Genomic DNA, 19,466 nt, shown 5'->3' on the forward strand with positions numbered 1-19,466 from the left:
AAAATGAATAACTTAGCGGTGGAACCTCCTATGCTTCGTCAACTGTTTAGCGCACGCGGCACCATGCGCCTGCTGCTTGGGTTAGCGGCCCTTGCCGCTGTTTTATTTGCTGCGCTGTGGATCTGGCTGCGCCAGAGCCTGCCGATTCTCGATGGGAAAATGGACGCCGGGGGCGTATCCGCTCCGGTGGAGATCGTTCGCGATGCCCAGGGCATCCCGCTCATCAGCGGCGAGAACCGGTCGGATATCGCCTTTGCGCTGGGCTTCCTGCACGCCCAGGAGCGCTTTTTCCAGATGGACCTGTTGCGCCGCAACTCCGCCGGCGAGCTCGCCGCGCTGGTAGGCGAAGCTGCCCTCAAGCACGACCGGGAAGTGCGTGTGCACCAGTTCCGCGCCCGCGCCGAGCGCAATGTGGCGGCTATGTCTGAGGAGCATCGCCGCGTACTCAGCAGCTACGTAGAGGGAGTCAATACTGGACTGGCGCAGCTTGGCAGCGCGCCCTGGGAGTACGCATTGCTGGGCACTGAGCCAGAGCCCTGGCAAGAGGCCGACAGCATGCTGACCATTTTCAGCATGTACCTCACGCTACAGAGCCCTATCGGCAAGTACGAGCTGCGCGACACGGCTTTGGCCGAACTGCTGCCGGCGGACATTTATGCGTTTTATTTTCCCGATGGCGGCGAGTGGGATGCGCCTCTTGTTGGGGATGCCCGCGGTCCTGTGACCCTCCCGGAAACCCATATAGCCTCGCTGCTCAATGAGGGAGACTCCCTCGCCTATGAGCCCAGCGAAAGCGAAGACAAGATTTACGGCAGCAACAACTGGGTGGTTGGCGGTGCGCTTACCGAACACGGTGGTGCCATTCTCGCCGACGATATGCATCTGGGTCTCAATGTGCCGAATATCTGGTACCGGGCCGGCTGGACCATTCCCGGCACCTCCCGGTTCATGCGCGGCGCCACCCTGCCCGGCGGCCCCATTGCCGTGGTTGGCACCAATGGTGTGGTGGCGTGGGGCTTTACCAATACGACGGCGGACTGGGGCGACCTGATTCCCCTTGAGGTCAGCGACGATGGGCTGCGCTATCGCACCCCGGAGGGCTGGCGGGAATTCGAGATCGCCAGCGAGCAGCTTGTGGTCAAGGGCGCGCCAGCCGAGACGATCGAAGTACGCAAAACGATCTGGGGTCCGGTGGTGGCGGAAAACCACCGTGGAACTCCCCTCGCCTACCGCTGGGTTGCCCATGATGTGCGCGGTGGCAACCTGAACCTGCTGCAGATGGAGCTGGCAGGCTCCGCCGAAGAGGCTCTGGATCTCGGCCCGCAGCTGGGCATTCCGCACCAGAATCTGGTGGTGGGTGATAGTGACGGCAACATTGGCTGGACTGTCGGCGGCGCTGTGCCACGCCGTGTAGGTCTGGCCGGTGACCGCTCTGTGTCCTGGGCAGATGGCGATGCCTATTGGGATGGTTACCTGCCGCTGGAGGAGCACCCGCGCATCTACAATCCACCCACCCACCGGATCTGGACCGCCAATGCGCGCACCATGGACGGGGAATTCCTGCGACTGATGGGCGACCACGGCTACGCTCTCGGCGCCCGCCAACAGCAAATCCGCGATGCCCTGATGGCGCGCAGCGACTTTGACGAACAGGACCTGCTGGACATTCAGCTGGATGATCGCGCCCTGTTCCTCGCTCGCTGGCAGCAGCAGCTGTTGAACCTTCTCGAGGGGGATGATCAGTATCAGGACGTCTATCAGCTGGTGGCCGACTGGGGCGCCCACGCGGCCGCCGACTCAGTCGGGTACCGTATCGTGCGCAATTACCGCCTCAAGTTTATGGAGCTGACCACCGCCCCAATCCTGACCTATATGCGCCGCTTCCAGCCGGATTTTTCCTTCGGGCCGACCAAGCGCCAGTTTGAATACAGCCTCTGGGAAATGGCGACCCGCGAGCCGGCGCACCTGTTAAACCCGGATTTCGAATCCTGGCAGACTCTGAAGCGCGCCGCACTCGAGCAGACGCTGGCGGAAATGGCGGAGAGCGGGTTGCCACTGGAGCAGCAGACCTGGGGCGTGCAGAACACCGCCCGTATCCAGCACCCCCTTGGCAAAGCGGTGGAACTGGTGAACTGGTTTATCGCCATGCCGCAGGACCAGCTCAGTGGAGACACCCATATGCCGCGTTTCCAGTCCCCTACCCACGGAGCGTCACAGCGGCTGGTGGTTTCCCCGGGCAGAACCGATGCGGCGATCTTCCATATGGCTACCGGACAAAGCGCGCACCCGCTGTCGCCGTTTTTCGGCAATGGACACCGGGACTGGGTTGAGGGGCGGCCTTCACCGCTGAAGGAGCAGGCTGCAAGCTATCGCCTGATTCTTCAATAAAGTCCTTCTCCGGAGCGGTCCAGCCGCTCCGGTACACTAGGTACGGGTTGTATTGTATAGCTCTGTATAGACCGGCAAGCTCTACAAGCTCTAGATGGCAGGACGCTGAGAGGCGCATCAATAGGGGGGCAAATAGATGGCAGGCAAATAGCCGGTTATGCTCCCGGCTATTTGCCCGTCAGGGCGGCGTTTCCAGAATCTCCCGCTTCTAGGTGCTCCTGCCTCTAATCGCCCCTGTCTCTATCCGCTCAAGTTTCTGGGCGCTCGGGATTCCTGGTTGCCCGCATCTCTAGGTGGTCTCGTCGAGGAGCGCAAACGAGAGGAATGAGGTCAGGATTCCCAGGGGCAATACCACGGGCAGCAGCGGAAAGCACACCATCAGTACGCCAGCAGCAATCCAGAGGTTCTTCACCCAGCCACGTTTGTGGCGGTAGCGGCGAGTGTAGCGCCGCGCATGAGAGTCCTCCGGGTCGGGCAAACAGATCTCACTCTCCCGGGGGAGGAAGGTGCGCACTAAAAGTGTGCAATAAAACCGGATCCAGGCCAGCCACATAATCCACACCGCTTTCTCACTTCAATTGCAGTATAGATGCGGACCCGGAAGGCAGCCGTCAGGGTTTGTACCAGTTCAATTTTTTGTGCAGGCCAACCACTCCACCGACAATCGTCAATGCGGGTGCTTCAACGGATTTTTCCTCCGCGAGCCGCGGCAGTGAATTCAGGTCACCCACCACCACTCGCTGCGCGCTGGTTGTGCCCTTCTCCACCAGCGCCGCCGGTGTGGATGCTGGCAGGCCGTGCTCGCAGAGCTCCCGGCAGATGGTGGCAAGGCCCGTCAGGCCCATATAGAACACCAGGGTCTGTCCCGGGCTGGCCAGCTCGTTCCAGGGTAAATACAGCTCACCTTCTTTCAGGTGGCCGGTGATAAAGCGCACAGATTGGGCGTAATCGCGGTGAGTGAGGGGGATTCCGGCATAACTGGCGCAACCGGAGGCTGCAGTGATGCCGGGAACAACCTGAAACGGAATACCGGCATCAGCGAGCTGGTCGATTTCCTCGCCGCCGCGACCAAAGATAAACGGGTCTCCACCCTTGAGACGCAGTACTCTCTTGCCTTCGCGGGCCAGATCCACCAGGCGCTGATTGATGTCATCCTGGGGTAGCGAGTGAAACTGCTTCTTTTTGCCGACGTAAATCCGTTCCGCGTCCCGGCGCACCAGCTCAAGGACCTGGTCGGACACCAGCCGGTCATAAAGCACCACATCAGCCTGCTGCATCAATCGCAGGGCGCGGAATGTCAGCAGATCGGGGTCACCGGGGCCGCCTCCGACCAGGTAAACCTCACCGCGACTGGCCGGCTGCGAGCTCGGGCGTTGCAGGGCCTCCGCAAGCAGGCGCTCGCCCTCCCCTAACCTGCCCGCCTCAACCTCGGCGGCCACCGGTCCGGAAAAAACCCACTCCCAGAAAGCCCGCCGGGCCTTTTCGGGCATGGCCTGTTTGACGGCATCGCGCATGGCGGCGGCCATATTAGCGAGGTCGCCGAGCCTCGGTGACAGCAGTGCCTCCAGCTGTGCGCGAATACCGCGAGCCAGCACCGGCGCGGCGCCACCAGTGCTGATGCCAATGGAAATGGGGCCGCGCTCGACAATCGAGGGGAAGGTGAAAGTGCAAAGATCCGGGGCATCCACCGCATTCACCGGCAGTCGTCGGGCCTGGGCGTCCGCCGAGACCCGGGCGTTGACTGCGGGATCAGAGGTGGCCGCGATCACAAGGTCTCCGCTTGCCAGTAACTCCTGTTGGTACTCGGCCTCGAACAATTGGCCGCCGCTTTCAGCCACAAGGACGCGCAACTCCTCGCCAATTTCCGGCGCAACGACGATCAGGCGCGCGCCGCCTTTTCTCAGCAGCCGGGCCTTGCGGGTGGCGATAGTGCCGCCACCGATGATTAAACAGGGGCGATTGTGGACATCGAAGGCGAGCGGCAGGTATCGCACCGAGCGAAATCTCCGTAACGTGGTCGCGGTGGGCGGCCCGGAACTTTTTGCGCAAAAACCGGCAAGCCCCGGCATTCAACCCTAAGCAGGGAGAATGCCAGCGCCAGCCGGTAACGGCATGCAGGTTGTAAAAATGGATGGGGTGGCTCAGTTCTTCTGCGGCTCGATGGACTCTTTGCCACCCATATACGGGCGCAGGGCCTGCGGAATCTCGATGCTGCCATCTTCGCGCTGGTAATTTTCCAGCACGGCGATCAGCGTTCGTCCGACGGCGAGACCGGAGCCGTTGAGGGTGTGCAGCAGTTCCGGTTTGCCGGTTTCCGGGTTGCGGAAGCGCGCCTTCATGCGACGGGCCTGGAAGTCCCCAACCAGGGAGCAGGAGGAGATCTCGCGATATTTTTCCTGTGAGGGCAGCCACACTTCGATGTCGTAGGTCTTGCGAGCAGAGAAGCCGATATCACCACCACAGAGAATGACCGTGCGATACGGCAGCTCGAGCTTTTGCAGAATGGTTTCCGCATTGCCGGTCAGGATCTCCAGCGCCTCCTCGGACTGGTCCGGGCGGGCAAACCACACCAGCTCGACTTTCTCGAACTGGTGCTGGCGAATCATGCCTCGGGTATCGCGGCCGTGGGAGCCCGCCTCGGAGCGGAAGCAGGTGGTGTGGGCCACATACTTGTGCGGCAGTGATTCCGCGTCCTCGACGATCTCATCCCGGTACAGGTTGGTCAGCGGCACTTCCGCAGTGGGGATCAGGTAGAAGCCGCGCTCGTCTTCCAGCTTGAAGAGATCTTCGGAGAATTTGGGCAGCTGTGAAGTGCCGTACAGCGAGTCTGCATTGACGATGACCGGCACATTGGCTTCGCGATAACCGTGTTCTTCGATGTGCACGTCGAGCATGAACTGCGCCAGGGCGCGGTGCAGCTTGGCCACCTGGCCGGTCATCACCGCAAAGCGGGAGCCGGTCAGTTTGGTGGCGACCTCGAAGTCCAGACCGCCGAGTTCTGCCCCCAGATCCACGTGATCTTTCACCGGGAAATCGAAGCTGCGTGGCTGGCCCCAGCTGCGCACCTCAACGTTGTCATCTTCGCTCAGACCTTCCGGCACCGATGCATCGGGCAGGTTGGGAATCGCCGAGAGAATACTGTCGAGCTCGGCCTGCAGCTCGGTCAGTGCCTGCTTGGCTTCATTCAGCTCGCCACCCAGGGACTCGACTTCCTTCAGTAGCGGGGCGATATCTTCGCCAGCCGCTTTGGCACGGCCGATGTTCTTGGATTTGCTGTTGCGCTCGTTCTGCAGGCTCTCGGTGCGCACCTGGAGCTCCTTGCGGCGCTCCTCGAGGCTTTGCAGGTGGTCGGTGTCCAGTGCCACGCCGCGTTTCTTCAAGGTCTCGGCGACCTGTTGCATTTCGGTGCGAATCAGTTTGGGGTCCAGCATCGTTTTCGTTTGCCTGCGTGCAGGCTCCTGCTACTTCGTTAATCTTGCGGGTTCAGAGGTATTTCATACTGAGTGCCAATGCGGCGGCAGTGGCACCCAGGCACAGCACCAGGCTGCTGATCACATAGGCCAGTGCCGTGAGAGGCTGGCCATTGTGCCACAACAACAGGCTTTCCAGCGAGAAGGTGGAGAAGGTTGTGAGAGCGCCGAACAGCCCCGTCATCAGCAGCAACCGCCACTCTTCCGAGAGCATTGACCGCTCCACGATCAAGACATAGACCACGCCGATAAGAAAAGAGCCAGCGAGGTTGACGAGCAGAGTGCCCAGCGGGAACTTGCCGTTGAAGACCGGGTAAGTCCAGACCGCGACCAGATGTCGCAGGATGGCGCCGATGGCGCCACCCAAAGCAATTGCTGCCAACTGCATATGTTGGTATCCCCCTGCCCAGCGCGACTAATGCCGCGTCAGGATTTTTAAGTGTTTTTTATGAGTCTTTATTGGTCGGGTAGCGCTGTTTGGAGCTCTCCCGGTTCAGCCTGCGCAGATTATCCAGTTTGTCGCTGATCTTGAGTTCCAGGCCCCGCGGTACCGGCTGGTAATAAGTGCGCGCCGCGATTGGCTCGGGCAAATAGTTCTCACCGGCCGCGAAGGCATCCGGCTCGTCGTGGGCGTAGCGGTATTCCGCCCCATGGGAGAGGCTTTTGGCCAGTTTTGTGGGCGCATTGCGCAGGTGGATCGGCACCTCGTAACTGGGGTCCCTGCGCACATCCGCCAACACACGCTTGTAGGCGCTGTAAACGGCGTTACTCTTCGGTGCCACCGCCAGGTAGGCAATGGCTTGCGCAATCGCCAGCTCCCCCTCGGGGCTGCCGAGCCGCTCCTGGACATCCCAGGCGCTGAGGGCAATCTGCAGTGCGCGCGGGTCTGCATTGCCAATATCCTCACTGGCCATGCGAACAGCGCGGCGGGCGATGTAAAGCGGGTCGCAGCCGCCATCGATCATGCGCGCAAACCAGTAGAGGGCGGCGTCGGGGTCTGACCCCCGCACCGACTTGTGCAGAGCGGAGATCTGGTCGTAGAAATGGTCTCCACCCTTGTCAAAGCGCCGCACATCGGCGCTGAGCACTTCCGCGAGCACCGTTTCGTCAATGCACCACTGACCGTCTGTTTCAATGGCGAGGTCGCAGGCGATCTCCAGCAGGTTCAGGGCACTGCGGGCATCGCCATCTGCGGCCCGCGCCAGTTTCTCCAGGGTTTCCCCCGTGACGGTGATATTGCGTGCCGAAAGCAGTTCATCCTGCTCCAGTGCGCGGTGGAGCAGTCCGAGCAGTTCGTCTTCGGCAAGGTTGCGCAGCAGGTAAACGCGGCAGCGGGAAAGCAGTGCGTTGTTGAGTTCAAAAGACGGGTTTTCCGTGGTTGCACCGACAAATGTGACCGTGCCCTCCTCCACGTATGGGAGAAAAGCATCCTGCTGGGCCTTGTTGAACCGGTGCACCTCGTCCACAAACAGGATGGTGCCACGTCCATATTGGGCGCTGTGCTGCTGGGCTTCCGCCACCGCCTGTCGGATTTCCTTGACGCCGGCGAGCACCGCCGAGAGGGTCGAGAATCGGGCATCGCACTCATGTGCCAGCAGGCGGGCAAAGGTTGTCTTGCCCACTCCCGGAGGCCCCCACAGGATCATGGAATGCAGCTGTCCCCGCTCTACCGCTTCGCGCAGCGGCTTCCCGGCACCCAATAAATGTGTCTGGCCCACGTACTGGGCCAGTGAGTCGGGCCGCATACGGGCGGCAAGTGGCTGATGTCGGGAATTGCTGGAAAACAGATCACTCATCGCGAATGATGTCCGTCCCCGCTGGCGGTTTGAAATTGAACAGCAGGTCCGAGAGCTTCGGGTTCGCCTGTACCTTGGAGAACTGAATGCTGGTGGTCTGGCCCATGCCGTCGCGCACGGTCATTGCCGCCGGCAGTCCCCGCTCGGTGAAGCGAATCTCCATCGCCTTGAAGGGCGCATCGGCTCGCCTGGGCTTGAGATGGTAGCTGCCGTTCTTGCTGCTGACCTCGAAGGAGCTGCGGATTTCCTCGACTTTGCCACCCAGCAGGAGCGCCGGCGTCTCCTTGAGGCGATCGTCTACCGGGCGGATGGTCACCTGCTCCAGATCGGGATCGTAGAGCCACAGTTCCCGGTTGTTGGTTACCAGCAGCTGGGGAAAGGGTTCGCCGGTCTCCCAGCGGAGCTTGCCCGGGCGCTGCACGGAGAAGGTGCCGCTACTGTTCTGCAGTACTTCGCCACGCTCGTCGGTCAGGCTCTGCTGGAATGCCCCCGAGATAGAGCCGAGGGGCTGCAGCAGGCCGCTGAGATCATCGGTTGCATCGGCCAGTACCCCGGTGGAAATCAGGCTCAAGGCCAGCAGGGTGTTACGTAAAAGGTTTTTCATCTCAGATATCCATTTCGGGACTGTCACTACAGACTAGGCGGAGGCCGGTGAACTCCTCCTGAATGTCGCTGCGCCTGCATGATCAGGCCGGTGGCGGCGCGAGCACCTCGCGGTTGCCGTTGTGACCCGCGGCGGAGACGACACCCGCCGCCTCCATGGCGTCGATAATCCGCGCCGCGCGGTTATAGCCGATGCGCAGCTGACGCTGCACCGAAGAGATGGAGGCTTTGCGGGACTTGGTGACAAACGCCACCGCCTCATCGTAAAGCGCGTCCGACTCGGGATCGTCGCCCTCGCCGCCTTCGGTTTGCATGCCCGGTACCGGGATGCTGTTGTTGCTGTCGTCAACGATGCCATCGATATAGTCGGGTTCGCCGCGGCGACACCAGTCCGCCACCACCTTGTGCACCTCGTGATCATCAACAAAGGCGCCGTGCACCCGTACCGGGACACCACTGCCCGGCGGCAGATAGAGCATGTCACCATGCCCGAGCAGCTGCTCCGCCCCGCCCTGATCCAGGATTGTGCGCGAATCCACTTTGGAGGACACCTGGAAAGCGATGCGGGTGGGAACATTGGCCTTGATCAGGCCGGTGATGACATCCACGGACGGGCGCTGGGTTGCCAGCAGCAGATGAATGCCGGCTGCCCGCGCTTTCTGAGCGATGCGCGCGATCAGCTGCTCAACCTTCTTGCCGACGATCATCATCATGTCGGCAAACTCGTCGATCACCACGACGATGGCCGGCAGTGTCTTCAGATTCGGTGCGGTCTGCTCCGACTCCGGCACGCTCGAAAGCGGATCTGGCTGCCAGGTTGGGTCGGTCAGCGGGGTACCCGCTTCCTCGGCCTCACGCACCTTGCGGTTGAAGCCCGTCAGGTTGCGCACGCCCATCGCCGCCATCAGCTTGTAGCGCCGCTCCATCTCACCCACGCACCAGCGCAGCCCGTTGGCGGCGTCGTTCATGTCGGTGATGACCGGGGTGAGCAGATGGGGAATGCCCTCATAAACAGACAGTTCCAGCATCTTGGGGTCGACGAGGATGAGGCGAACCTCCTCCGGTGTGGATTTATACAGCAGACTCAGCAGCATGACGTTGATGCCGACCGATTTGCCGGAGCCGGTGGTGCCGGCCACCAGCAGGTGCGGCATCTTGGCGAGATCGGCGACAACCGGCTGGCCGGAGATGTCATGGCCGAGCGCGAGAGTCAGGCGGGACTTGCTGTTTTCGTAGACATCCGCCGACAGCACCTCGGTCAGGCGCACCATCTGGCGGTTTTCATTGGGGATTTCGATCCCAACCACCGACTTCCCGGGAATCACCTCCACCACGCGCACGCTGATCACCGCCAGCGAGCGGGCCAGGTCTTTGGCCAGGTTGCTGATCTTGCTGACTTTGACCCCGGGAGCGGGCTGGATTTCAAAGCGGGTCACCACCGGGCCCGGCAGTACGGAAACCACCTCGGCAATTACGCCGAAATCCTTGAGCTTGAGCTCCAGCAGGCGCGACAGGGCCTCAAGGGACTCGCGGGAAAAGCCCGCTTTCTTGTTCTGATCAGCCGGATCGAGCAACTCAAGGGGCGGCAACTTTCCAGTGACCGGGCCGTTGACGAAGAGTTCGCCCTGCTTTTCCTTGGCTGCGCGGGGGCTCGGCTTGGGGGCTGGCGCTGCCGGCTCTATCTTGGGCGGAATGCGCTTTGCGGTGCGCTGTTTTTCCTCCTGCACGGCGGCCTTGCGGACTACCAGCGCTTCGCGTGCCGCACGTGCCTCTGCGCGGCGCTGGCGCGCCCGTTGAATCCTGCTGCCCAGCCAGCTGATCAATCCGAGCAGGTTCTGGCCAATGCTGTCTGCCAGTCGCAGCCAGGAAAGACCGGTAAACACCGTCACGCCAATGGCAAACAGGGCCAGCAGAAGAATGGTGGCTCCCACATATCCGAGGCTGCCCTCACCGGCAGTGGCCAGTGCGGCGCCGATGATGCCGCCATTGGAGAATGGCAGGGGCTGATCCATCTCGGCAAAACAGAGCGTGGCAAGGCCGGCGCCGGTAACCAGCAGCACCATCAGGCCGGCGATACGAAGGGCGAACAGGGGGCCGTGAAAGCGCGAATTGCGATCCCGCAACATGGCCACAGCACGCCAGCCAATCAGGGCCGGGAACAGGTAGGCCATCCAGCCCACGAGAGAGAGGCAGATATCCGCAAGCCAGGCTCCGGCGGGGCCGATGGCGTTGTGGATGTCACCGCCAAAGCCAGTATGCGACCAGCCCGGGTCCTGAGCGTCATAGCTGAGGAGGCTGATGGCGAGCAGCAGCGCCCCCGCGAGCAGTGAGATGAGGGCTCCCTCGCGGAGAAATCTGGCAATCAGGGATTCCGGCTCAGACCCGGCATCCCGGTTAGACTGAGCGCTTGGGCTGTCGGCCTTCAATGGCTTACCTCTAGTTATCGTTCTGGCCCGGCTCAAGGCGGCGGGGCTCTGCCAGAATGCGGTTTACCGCCGGTTGACTCAGTTGTCAGCCGGAGTTTTACAGGATTACGCGATTCTACAGGACCACAGCCTATAAGTGTTGGGCTGGCAACAACAGGCGACTGTGTACTACAGCGCCGGAGGAAATGCTACCGCAGAGCCCGCCGCGCCCCCAGGAATTGTGAAATATATCTTTTAGAATCAATCCTCTAGCGCTCACTCCTAATGTGATCTATAAGGCGGCTTCAGGTGCGTCGAATTTTGCGCAGGGAGATGTCTGCACAGACAATCAGCGATATAGAGTCAAACTATTTCGTCGCCCCCTCGCTATCCCCTATGATACGCGCTGACTCCGTAGGCTCGCGCCAGGCTGTTGTCAGTCCGCCCATCCCAGCCTGCTCAGACGCACTCGAACTAAACTGCGTTGAGCAAACTGTCAGTCCTTGACTGAACGGAGGGGCTGGGCAGAGGCTGCTACGCGAGCCGGGTACGCCGATTGCGCGTACACTGTGTTCATCAGTTTGTTGAAGAGTGTTTCATGAGCAATAACCATCACCGACTCGTCATCCTGGGCTCTGGCCCTGCCGGTTACACTGCGGCCATCTACGCCGCACGAGCCAACCTGAAGCCCGTCGTTATTACGGGCATGCAACAGGGTGGCCAGTTGACCACCACCACTGAGATTGAGAACTGGCCTGGTGGTGTTGCTGACCTCCAGGGTCCCGATCTGATGGTGCAGATGCAGCAGCATGCGGAGCGCTTTGAGACCGAGATCATTTTCGATCACATCGATTCCGTCGACCTCAAGCAGCGCCCCTTCGTGCTGAAGGGCAATGAAACCTACACCTGCGACGCCCTGATTATCGCCACCGGTGCCTCCGCCCAGTACCTTGGGCTGCCCTCAGAGGAGGCATTCCAGGGGCGTGGTGTCAGCGCCTGTGCCACTTGTGATGGTTTCTTCTACCGCGACCAGAAGGTTGCTGTGGTTGGTGGCGGCAACACCGCCGTCGAGGAAGCACTCTACCTGTCCAATATCGCCAGTGAAGTCACCCTGATCCATCGCCGCGACGAGCTGCGCGCCGAGAAGATCCTGCAGGACCGGCTGATGGACAAGGTTGAAAATGGCAACATCAATGTGTGCTGGCACCAGAACCTGGACGAAGTGCTGGGAGATGACAACGGCGTGACCGGCGTGCGCCTGCGCAGCACCCAGGACGATTCCACAAAGGAGCTGGATGTTTCCGGTGTGTTTATCGCCATTGGTCACAAGCCGAATACCGACATCTTCCAGGGCCAGCTTGAAATGAACGGTGGATATATCGTTGTCCAGAGCGGTCTTGACGGAAACGCCACCCAAACCTCCATCCCGGGTGTTTTTGCTGCCGGTGATGTGTCCGACCATATCTATCGCCAGGCGGTGACTTCCGCAGGCACCGGCTGTATGGCGGCACTGGATGCGGAGCGCTACCTCGACTCGCTTTCCGACTGATCGCCCATTCCCATCAGCGCCGCCCGCAAGGGCGGCGTTTTAACGGCGGCGCCCTACCCCTGTCTCGATCGCGCCACGGAGACATACAATGAGCGGAAACGCCCAGGGGCGACTCACCCTTCTCGACAAGCACCAGATCGAGTTTCCGGCAACGGCAAACGCCCTGAATGACCCCAACGGGCTTCTTGCCATTGGCGGGCAGTTGACGCCAGAGTGGCTGCTGGCGGCCTATCGCCGGGGGATTTTCCCGTGGTTTTCCGAGGGGCAGCCCATTCTGTGGTGGAGCCCTTCTCCCCGCTGCGTCGTTTTCCCAAAGAATTTTCGAATGAGTCGAAGTCTGCGCAAATCCCTGCGCAGAGGCGGCTTTGTAATCACTTTGGATCGGGCCTTTGCGGAGGTTGTTGCAGCCTGCAGAGCACCGCGGGCCTATGCCGACGAAACCTGGATTACCGACGCAATGGCCGAGGCGTATTGCACTCTGCACCAGCTCGGACACGCTCACTCTGTTGAGGTCTGGCAGGAAGGCTCGCTGGTCGGCGGTCTTTATGGTGTAGCCATCGGCAGGATATTTTTTGGTGAATCCATGTTTCACCGGGTCACGGATGCGTCAAAAGTCGCTTTTGCCTGCCTGGCTGGGCAATTAGACTTGTGGGGCTGCGCGATGATCGACTGCCAGGTGAGCAATCCACACCTGTTAAGCCTCGGAGCGGTAGAGGTGACTCGTGAGATTTTCGAGAGCAATCTCGAATCCGGACTCAAGATGCCCCCGTTCCCCAAGCCCTGGACCCTGACCTGGAATCATGAGTAATTATTCCAAGCTGGATTCCGTGCGACTGCTGGCCACTTTGCCTCACCCCTGTGGTTATCTCCCCGATGAGGAGGCGACCACGGTGTTCGTGGACCCTCAAACCCCGATTGACCAGCGGCTGTACAGTCAGCTTTCAGACCTCGGTTTTCGCCGCAGCGGCACCTACCTGTACCGCCCGCAATGCGCGAACTGCCGGGCCTGTGTGCCTGTGCGCGTGCCGGTTGGCCTGTTTCGCCCCAGTCGCAGCCAGCGCCGCTGCTGGAAGCGCAACCGGGACCTGGAAGTCTTCCACGTGGACAGCATCAATACGGATGAGCATTACGATCTCTATGCCCGCTATATAGAGCACAGGCACCAGGATGGGGAGATGTATCCGCCCAGCCGCGACCAGTTCCAAAGCTTTCTGACTCCCGCCTGGGGCAGTACCAGCTATATCGAATTGCGCGTGTCAGGCAGGTTGGTGGCAACCGCGGTGGCGGATGTTCTGACAGCGGGTATTTCGGCTATCTATACTTTCTTCGACCCGGATGAGTCTCATCGAGGCCTTGGCAGTTACTGCATCCTCTATGAAATCGAGTGTGCGAAAAGGCTTGGGCTTTCCAGTCTTTATCTCGGCTACTGGATCGAGGAATGCCATAAAATGTCTTACAAGCGTCAGTTTGAGCCTGCGGAATTCCTGCGTGATAACCGCTGGTCCCTCGGCGCATCCTGATTCACTGCGGGAGGCTTTGCTCTATCGCGGCTTTTCGTGCAAAATGCACGCCCGTCGTACCGCGGCCGTGCCGGCGCGGAAGCATGAACAAAGCATTGGTAAAGGTTACTGCCGCATGGCAAAAGACGATTACATTGAAATGGAAGGCGAGGTGATCGACACCCTGCCGAACACGACTTTCCGCGTAAAGCTTGAAAACGGACATGTGGTCATCGCCCATATCTCCGGAAAGATGCGCAAAAACTATATCCGCATCCTCACTGGTGACAAGGTCAAGGTAGAATTGACCCCCTACGACCTGAGCAAGGGTCGCATCACCTACCGAGCGCGCTGATCGGTCTCCGGGCAGTTCACCGCCCTCTCCAGAGGCCAGGTGACAAGTCGAATTGACTGGATCCCAAGCTCTGCCCGCAAGCCGGAAAGCAAAAAGCCACCCCAGGGTGGCTTTTTTCGTTTGGGCTCTGGTGGGGGGGTGTGGTCAAATTGACTCAGGGCGATTCTGAGCGGCGGCCCGGGGCGCGAGCCGCAGCTCGCTTCCCGCATGCTTCAGCTCAGGCGCTGGCGGTCACCGCGGTGCGGATTACCAGCTCGTCATTCTCAACGCAGACCTCGACTCTGCCCCCCTCCTCCGCAAGCTCTCCAAAGAGCACGGCCTCGGCCAGTGGTTTGCGCAGCTTGTCGCGAATCAATCGGGCCATGGGGCGCGCCCCCATTTTCTCGTCGTAACCGTGAACGGCAAGCCATTCGCGGGCCTCGTCATCTACATCCAGAGTCACGCGGGAGTCATCAAGCTGTGACTGCAGTTCGACGATAAACTTATCGACCACCGTCTTGACCACATCCAGGTCCAGCGCGCCAAACTGGATAATACTATCCAGACGGTTGCGGAACTCCGGCGTGAACATTTTCTTGATCTCCTCCATGCCGTCGCTGGAGTGATCCTGACTGGTGAAGCCAATGGAGCGCCGGCTCATCATTTCGGCACCGGCATTGGTGGTCATGATCAGGATGACATTGCGGAAGTCCGCCTTGCGGCCGTTGTTGTCCGTGAGGGTGCCGTGATCCATAACCTGCAGCAGAAGGTTAAAGACTTCCGGGTGGGCCTTTTCGATCTCATCGAGCAATACCACGCTGTGAGGATGTTTAGTCACCGCATCGGTGAGTAGGCCACCCTGGTCAAAGCCCACGTAGCCTGGGGGGGCTCCGATCAGGCGCGAGACGGTGTGCCGCTCCATATACTCCGACATATCAAAGCGGATCAGCTCGATACCCATCACTTTCGCCAGCTGGCGGCAGAGCTCGGTCTTACCGACGCCAGTGGGGCCGGCAAACAGGAAGGAACCGATCGGCTTCTCCTCTGAGCCCAGACCGGCACGGCTCAGCTTGATGGCGGTGCTGAGCGCGCCTATCGCCTTGTCCTGCCCAAACACCAGCATTTGCAGGTTATCTTCCAGTTTGGCCAGCTGCTCCTTGTCGGAAGCGGAAACGCTCTTGGCGGGGATTCTCGCCATTTTGGCGATGACATTCTCGATCTCGTGGATACCGATCACATCTTTGCGATCTTCCGGGCTCAACAGTGCCTGGTAGGCCCCGGCTTCATCGATCACATCAATGGCTTTGTCTGGCAGGAAGCGCTCAGTAATGTGTCGGCTCGACAGCTGCGCGGCAGCTTCCAGGGCAGCATCGGTATAGCGGACCTTGTGGTGATCCTCGAAGCAGGTCTTCAGGCCCTGCAGGATCTGCACCGTTTCCTCAATACTGGGTTCATTGACGTCGATCTTCTGGAACCGCCTCGACAGTGCGCGGTCCTTCTCGAAGATGCCGCGGTACTCCGAGAAAGTGGTGGAGCCGATGCAGCGCAGCTGACCACTGGAAAGCAGCGGTTTGAGCAGATTGGATGCGTCCATGACGCCGCCTGAGGCTGCGCCCGCACCGATGATGGTGTGAATCTCATCAATAAACAGTACTGCATGTTCGCGCTTCTTCAGCTCGGCCAGCAGTGCCTTGAACCTTTTCTCAAAGTCGCCCCGATATTTGGTGCCGGCGAGCAGGGACCCCAGGTCGAGGGAGTAAATGGTGCTCTGCCGCAGCGGTTCGGGGACATCCTCATCCACAATACGCCGCGCCAAACCCTCGGCGATGGCTGTCTTGCCGACACCGGATTCGCCGACCAGAAGCGGATTGTTCTTGCGCCGGCGGGCCAGCACCTGGGTAACTCGCTCTACCTCCGGGGCGCGCCCTACCAGCGGGTCGATACGCCCGAGGATGGCTTCCTGATTGAGGTTTGTGGCATAGCTTTCCAGCGGATCGGAACCGCCGGACTCTGTGCCGGTCCCGATCTCCTCGTCGGTCTGCTCCGTTGAGGGCTCGGGGTTGTGATGGTTGTTGCCGCTGGAACCCACCCGGGAGATGCCGTGGGTGATGTAGTTGACAACATCAATGCGCGCAACACTTTGCTGCTTGAGGTAATAGACCGCCTGACTCTCCTGCTCGCAGAAGATGGCAACCAGCACATTGGCACCGGTAACCTCCTTCTTGCCGGAGGATTGGACGTGAAACACCGCACGCTGCAGCACACGCTGAAAACCGAGCGTCGGCTGGGTCTCCCGCTCCGTATCGGCTTCGGGTATTAAGGGTGTTGTGGAATCGACGAATTCGAGAAGCTCCCTGCGCAGTGCGCTGAGATCAGCGCCGCATGCATGTAGCACGTCGGCGGCGGACTCGTTATCCAAAAGTGCCAGCAGCAGGTGCTCCACGGTCATAAACTCGTGTCGCTTGGCTCGCGCACCCTTGAACGCCAGATTGAGCGTTACCTCTAAATCCTTGCTGAGCATCTGAACCTCAAAACGTATTCGCCAAAATCACCCGCCAGTTCCACGGGGCGAACGCCGGACGACGGCGTCTTGCGTGTACCTGATTCCTTTCAGGCGACGGGACCCTTGGTGTCAATCGCTCTCTCTGTCGTCCGCTTCGATTTCACACAGCAGGGGGTGCTGGTGTTCTCTGGCGAATTGATTGACCTGCGCGGCCTTTGTTTCCGCTATATCTCGAGTATAGACACCACAGATGGCTTTTCCCTCTGTGTGCACCTGCAACATTAGCTGAGTGGCGTGCTCCCGGGTAACCCCAAAGAAGGTCTCCAGTACCTCAACAACAAAATCCATCGGCGTGTAGTCGTCATTCAGCATTACGACCTTATACATGGGGGGCGGCTTAAGCTTGGGAGCGGCCTCCTGGAGAGCGAGGTCTCCTTCCATGTCGTACGGATATGAGTCATCTTCAGATCCGCTGGAGTGTACTTTAATAGCCAGAGAGATACTCATAGTGAAGCTCTATCGAGAATTACCTGAAGTGCTAGCGGAGACCCGGAGCTTGGAGGGCAATATGCCCGCCAGGGGGCTCAGGGTTTAGCGGGCGCTCATTGTAACCCCATTTGCGTTGCCGCACAGCGTGGCGCAGCATGACTTGACATTCACAGAGCACTTGGCTACAAGAGGATAGTAACTAAGTGTCAGGTTCACTCGCCGGCAGGAAGCAGCCGGGTGCCCTGATTGGATAACTATAAAAGCAGACTCTGTAAGGCGGCCTGCAGTCGCCCGGGCAATTAGAGGGATTTCGCAATGCCTACCGGTACCGTCAAATGGTTCAATAACGCCAAGGGATATGGTTTCATCTTGGCCGACGAGGGGGGAGAAGACCTTTTTGCCCACTACTCGGCTATCCAGATGGAGGGGTACCGCACCCTGAAAGCTGGCCAACAGGTCTCTTTCGATATCATCAAGGGAGACAAGGGTTTTCACGCTGCGAATATCAGCTTAAGTGACAGTGAAAGCCGCTCCGACACCTCCAGCCCCGAGCACAGCGAGCAGACCTCCCAGCGAGAGCGTGAAGCCGAAGTCCTAGAGTAGCGGGTTTCGCTGATTGGGGAGGCAGCCACCATGGCGCTTTCCCGCTTAAATCACTGAATAGCCACGCATCAAGCGGTGATACCTCTGCTGAGCGGAAGCCTTGCGTTTCTGTACGCCCCCACCCTGCATTCGGCGCCTGGTTCTGCACACCTGTCCGCTTTTTGCGGTTTTGCCCGAGACAGGACTGCTTGCAGCGACTTGTTATCAGCTGCTTTCTTTATGGTGACATAGCGTCATAGTCGGCTGAAGCATGGCTGCCCTGGCTCGGGTCACCGAGGCTAAATAAGAGTTCGCTCTTAACTGTGACAAGGCCTCTACTGACACCTCGGCTTCAGCGTTCCGCGCGGGCGAATACCTCTGCAGCGCCGCTGATGCCAACAGGCCTGGCATCAGCCAGCAAGGCCAGTAAAGCCAACAAAAAAGCCCCGCCAATTGGCGGGGCTTTTTTGTTGGCTCGGGAGGGGACCCCCTCCCTGTGCGAGATTATCAGGCCATGTGCTTGATAACTTCGTCGCCAAACTCAGAGCAGGATTTCAGCTCGGCACCATCCATCAGGCGCTCGAAATCGTAGGTTACGGTCTTGGCCTCAATGGCGCCTTCCATACCCTTGATAACCAGGTCTGCCGCTTCGTTCCAGCCCAGATGGCGGAGCATCATTTCGGCGGAGAGGATCAGGGAGCCCGGGTTTACCTTGTTCTGGCCCGCATACTTGGGTGCAGTACCGTGAGTAGCCTCAAACAGGGCAACCTCGTCGGAAATGTTCGCGCCCGGCGCGATACCAATACCGCCAACCTGTGCAGCCAGAGCGTCGGACAGGTAGTCGCCATTCAGGTTCAGAGTGGCAATAACGTCGTACTCGTCTGCGCGCAACAGTACCTGCTGCAGCATGGCATCGGCGATAACATCCTTGATGATGATCTCTTTGCCGGTGTTCGGATTCTTGAAGCTGTGCCAGGGGCCGCCGTCCAGAGGCTGAGCGCCGAACTCGTCACGAGCCAGCTCATAACCCCAGTCTGCGAATGCGCCTTCGGTGAACTTCATGATGTTGCCCTTGTGCACCAGGGTCACAGAGTCGCGATCCTGATCTACGGCATACTGAATGGCCTTGCGAACCAGGCGCTTGGTGCCCTCTTCGGAAACCGGCTTGATGCCGATACCGCAGTGCTCCGGGAAACGGATCTTCTTAACACCCATTTCCTCCTGCAGGAACTTGATGACTTTCTTGGCATCATCAGTATCCGCTTTCCACTCGATGCCGGCGTAGATGTCTTCGGAGTTCTCACGGAAGATCACCATGTCCACCTTGTTCGGCTCTTTGACCGGGGAGGGAACGCCGGTGAACCAGCGCACCGGGCGCTGACATACATAGAGGTCGAGCTCCTGGCGCAGGGCCACGTTCAGGGAGCGGAAGCCACCGCCCACCGGGGTGGTCAGCGGGCCCTTGATGCCGACGGAGTACTCTTTCAGGGCTTCCAGAGTTTCTGCCGGGAACCAGTCGCCAGCGTAGGTCTCGGCCGCCTTCTCACCGCAGTAGACTTCCATCCAGGAGATGGCTTTTTCACCGCCGAAAGCTTTTTCAACAGCAGCGTCGATAACCTTGCGCATTACAGGAGTGATATCCACGCCGATACCATCACCCTCGATGAAGGGTATGATGGGGCGATTAGGAACGGTCAGCGAACCGTCGGAATTGACTGTGACTTTCTGGCCGTCTGCCGGCACCTGGATATGACCCATATTGCTTAAACTCCCAAAACCTGTGTCTTATTTAGGTTTGCTGTTGCCTGACCCTACCCCAAATCCAGCGGGGCGGGATGAAAAACGGCG

The 19,466-nt window shown here is 59.9% G+C and carries 16 protein-coding genes; 6 read left to right on the forward strand and 10 right to left on the reverse strand.

All coding sequences use genetic code 11. The features are described 5' to 3' along the window. The first annotated feature begins 30 nt into the window (after positions 1-30). Positions 31-2,388, forward strand: a complete 2,358-nt coding sequence (locus tag ABEA58_RS00640) for a penicillin acylase family protein (protein ID WP_345547824.1) — start codon at positions 31-33, stop codon at positions 2,386-2,388. 289 nt (positions 2,389-2,677) lie between these two features. Here ABEA58_RS00640 and ABEA58_RS00645 read toward each other — a convergent pair whose 3' ends face one another. From ABEA58_RS00645 to ABEA58_RS00675, 7 genes are all read right to left on the reverse strand, one after another. After that, the gene (locus tag ABEA58_RS00645; RefSeq protein ID WP_345547825.1) at positions 2,678-2,941 is read right to left on the reverse strand and encodes a hypothetical protein; all 264 of its coding nucleotides are present in this window, start codon (positions 2,939-2,941) and stop codon (positions 2,678-2,680) included. 58 nt (positions 2,942-2,999) lie between these two features. Continuing rightward, positions 3,000-4,382, reverse strand: coding sequence for a siroheme synthase CysG (gene cysG / locus ABEA58_RS00650; RefSeq protein ID WP_345547826.1), 1,383 nt, complete (start codon positions 4,380-4,382; stop codon positions 3,000-3,002). A gap of 147 nt (positions 4,383-4,529) precedes the next feature. Continuing rightward, positions 4,530-5,819: a serine--tRNA ligase gene (gene serS, locus ABEA58_RS00655; protein ID WP_345547827.1), complete on the reverse strand. Its 1,290-nt coding sequence runs from the start codon at positions 5,817-5,819 to the stop codon at positions 4,530-4,532. A gap of 52 nt (positions 5,820-5,871) precedes the next feature. After that, positions 5,872-6,246: a fluoride efflux transporter CrcB gene (crcB, locus tag ABEA58_RS00660; protein WP_345547828.1), complete on the reverse strand. Its 375-nt coding sequence runs from the start codon at positions 6,244-6,246 to the stop codon at positions 5,872-5,874. Positions 6,247-6,304: 58 nt separating this feature from the next. Then, positions 6,305-7,654, reverse strand: coding sequence for a replication-associated recombination protein A (locus ABEA58_RS00665; protein ID WP_345547830.1), 1,350 nt, complete (start codon positions 7,652-7,654; stop codon positions 6,305-6,307). Further along, complete coding sequence (gene lolA / locus ABEA58_RS00670; protein ID WP_345547833.1) at positions 7,647-8,258, reverse strand: outer membrane lipoprotein periplasmic chaperone LolA; 612 nt, start codon at positions 8,256-8,258, stop codon at positions 7,647-7,649. Before lolA ends, ABEA58_RS00665 begins: the two co-directional genes overlap by 8 nt. Positions 8,259-8,340: 82 nt before the next feature. Beyond that, positions 8,341-10,683, reverse strand: a complete 2,343-nt coding sequence (locus ABEA58_RS00675; protein ID WP_345547835.1) for a DNA translocase FtsK — start codon at positions 10,681-10,683, stop codon at positions 8,341-8,343. Positions 10,684-11,260: 577 nt separating this feature from the next. Between ABEA58_RS00675 and trxB the strand changes: the two genes are divergently transcribed. From trxB to infA, 4 genes are all read left to right on the forward strand, one after another. After that, positions 11,261-12,211 carry a thioredoxin-disulfide reductase gene (gene trxB, locus ABEA58_RS00680; RefSeq protein WP_345547837.1) on the forward strand — a complete coding sequence of 317 codons (951 nt, stop codon included), beginning with the start codon at positions 11,261-11,263 and terminating at the stop codon, positions 12,209-12,211. A gap of 88 nt (positions 12,212-12,299) precedes the next feature. Continuing rightward, complete coding sequence (gene aat / locus ABEA58_RS00685) at positions 12,300-13,019, forward strand: leucyl/phenylalanyl-tRNA--protein transferase (RefSeq protein WP_345547839.1); 720 nt, start codon at positions 12,300-12,302, stop codon at positions 13,017-13,019. Next, entirely contained in the window at positions 13,012-13,731 is a 720-nt protein-coding gene (locus tag ABEA58_RS00690; protein ID WP_345547841.1) for an arginyltransferase, read from the forward strand. Before aat ends, ABEA58_RS00690 begins: the two co-directional genes overlap by 8 nt. A gap of 115 nt (positions 13,732-13,846) precedes the next feature. After that, on the forward strand, positions 13,847-14,065 hold the full coding sequence (gene infA / locus ABEA58_RS00695) for a translation initiation factor IF-1 (protein ID WP_010130378.1): 219 nt from the start codon (positions 13,847-13,849) through the stop codon (positions 14,063-14,065). Between the two features lie 217 nt (positions 14,066-14,282). On the opposite strand, the gene clpA is transcribed toward infA, so the two are convergent. Beyond that, positions 14,283-16,565 (reverse strand): ATP-dependent Clp protease ATP-binding subunit ClpA, encoded by a 2,283-nt coding sequence (clpA, locus tag ABEA58_RS00700; RefSeq protein WP_345547862.1) that lies wholly within the window; start codon positions 16,563-16,565, stop codon positions 14,283-14,285. Between the two features lie 111 nt (positions 16,566-16,676). Continuing rightward, a complete protein-coding gene (gene clpS, locus ABEA58_RS00705) occupies positions 16,677-16,988 on the reverse strand; it encodes an ATP-dependent Clp protease adapter ClpS (protein ID WP_345548054.1) in 312 nt (103 codons plus the stop codon). A gap of 363 nt (positions 16,989-17,351) precedes the next feature. Between clpS and cspD the strand changes: the two genes are divergently transcribed. Next, entirely contained in the window at positions 17,352-17,639 is a 288-nt protein-coding gene (gene cspD / locus ABEA58_RS00710) for a cold shock domain-containing protein CspD (RefSeq protein ID WP_345547864.1), read from the forward strand. Between the two features lie 486 nt (positions 17,640-18,125). Here the strand turns inward: cspD and icd are convergent, their stop codons facing one another. Next, positions 18,126-19,376: an NADP-dependent isocitrate dehydrogenase gene (gene icd, locus ABEA58_RS00715; RefSeq protein ID WP_345547865.1), complete on the reverse strand. Its 1,251-nt coding sequence runs from the start codon at positions 19,374-19,376 to the stop codon at positions 18,126-18,128. Between the last annotated feature and the right edge of the window lie 90 nt (positions 19,377-19,466).

This window comes from Microbulbifer aestuariivivens, assembly GCF_039545115.1.
GTDB lineage: Bacteria > Pseudomonadota > Gammaproteobacteria > Pseudomonadales > Cellvibrionaceae > Microbulbifer > Microbulbifer aestuariivivens.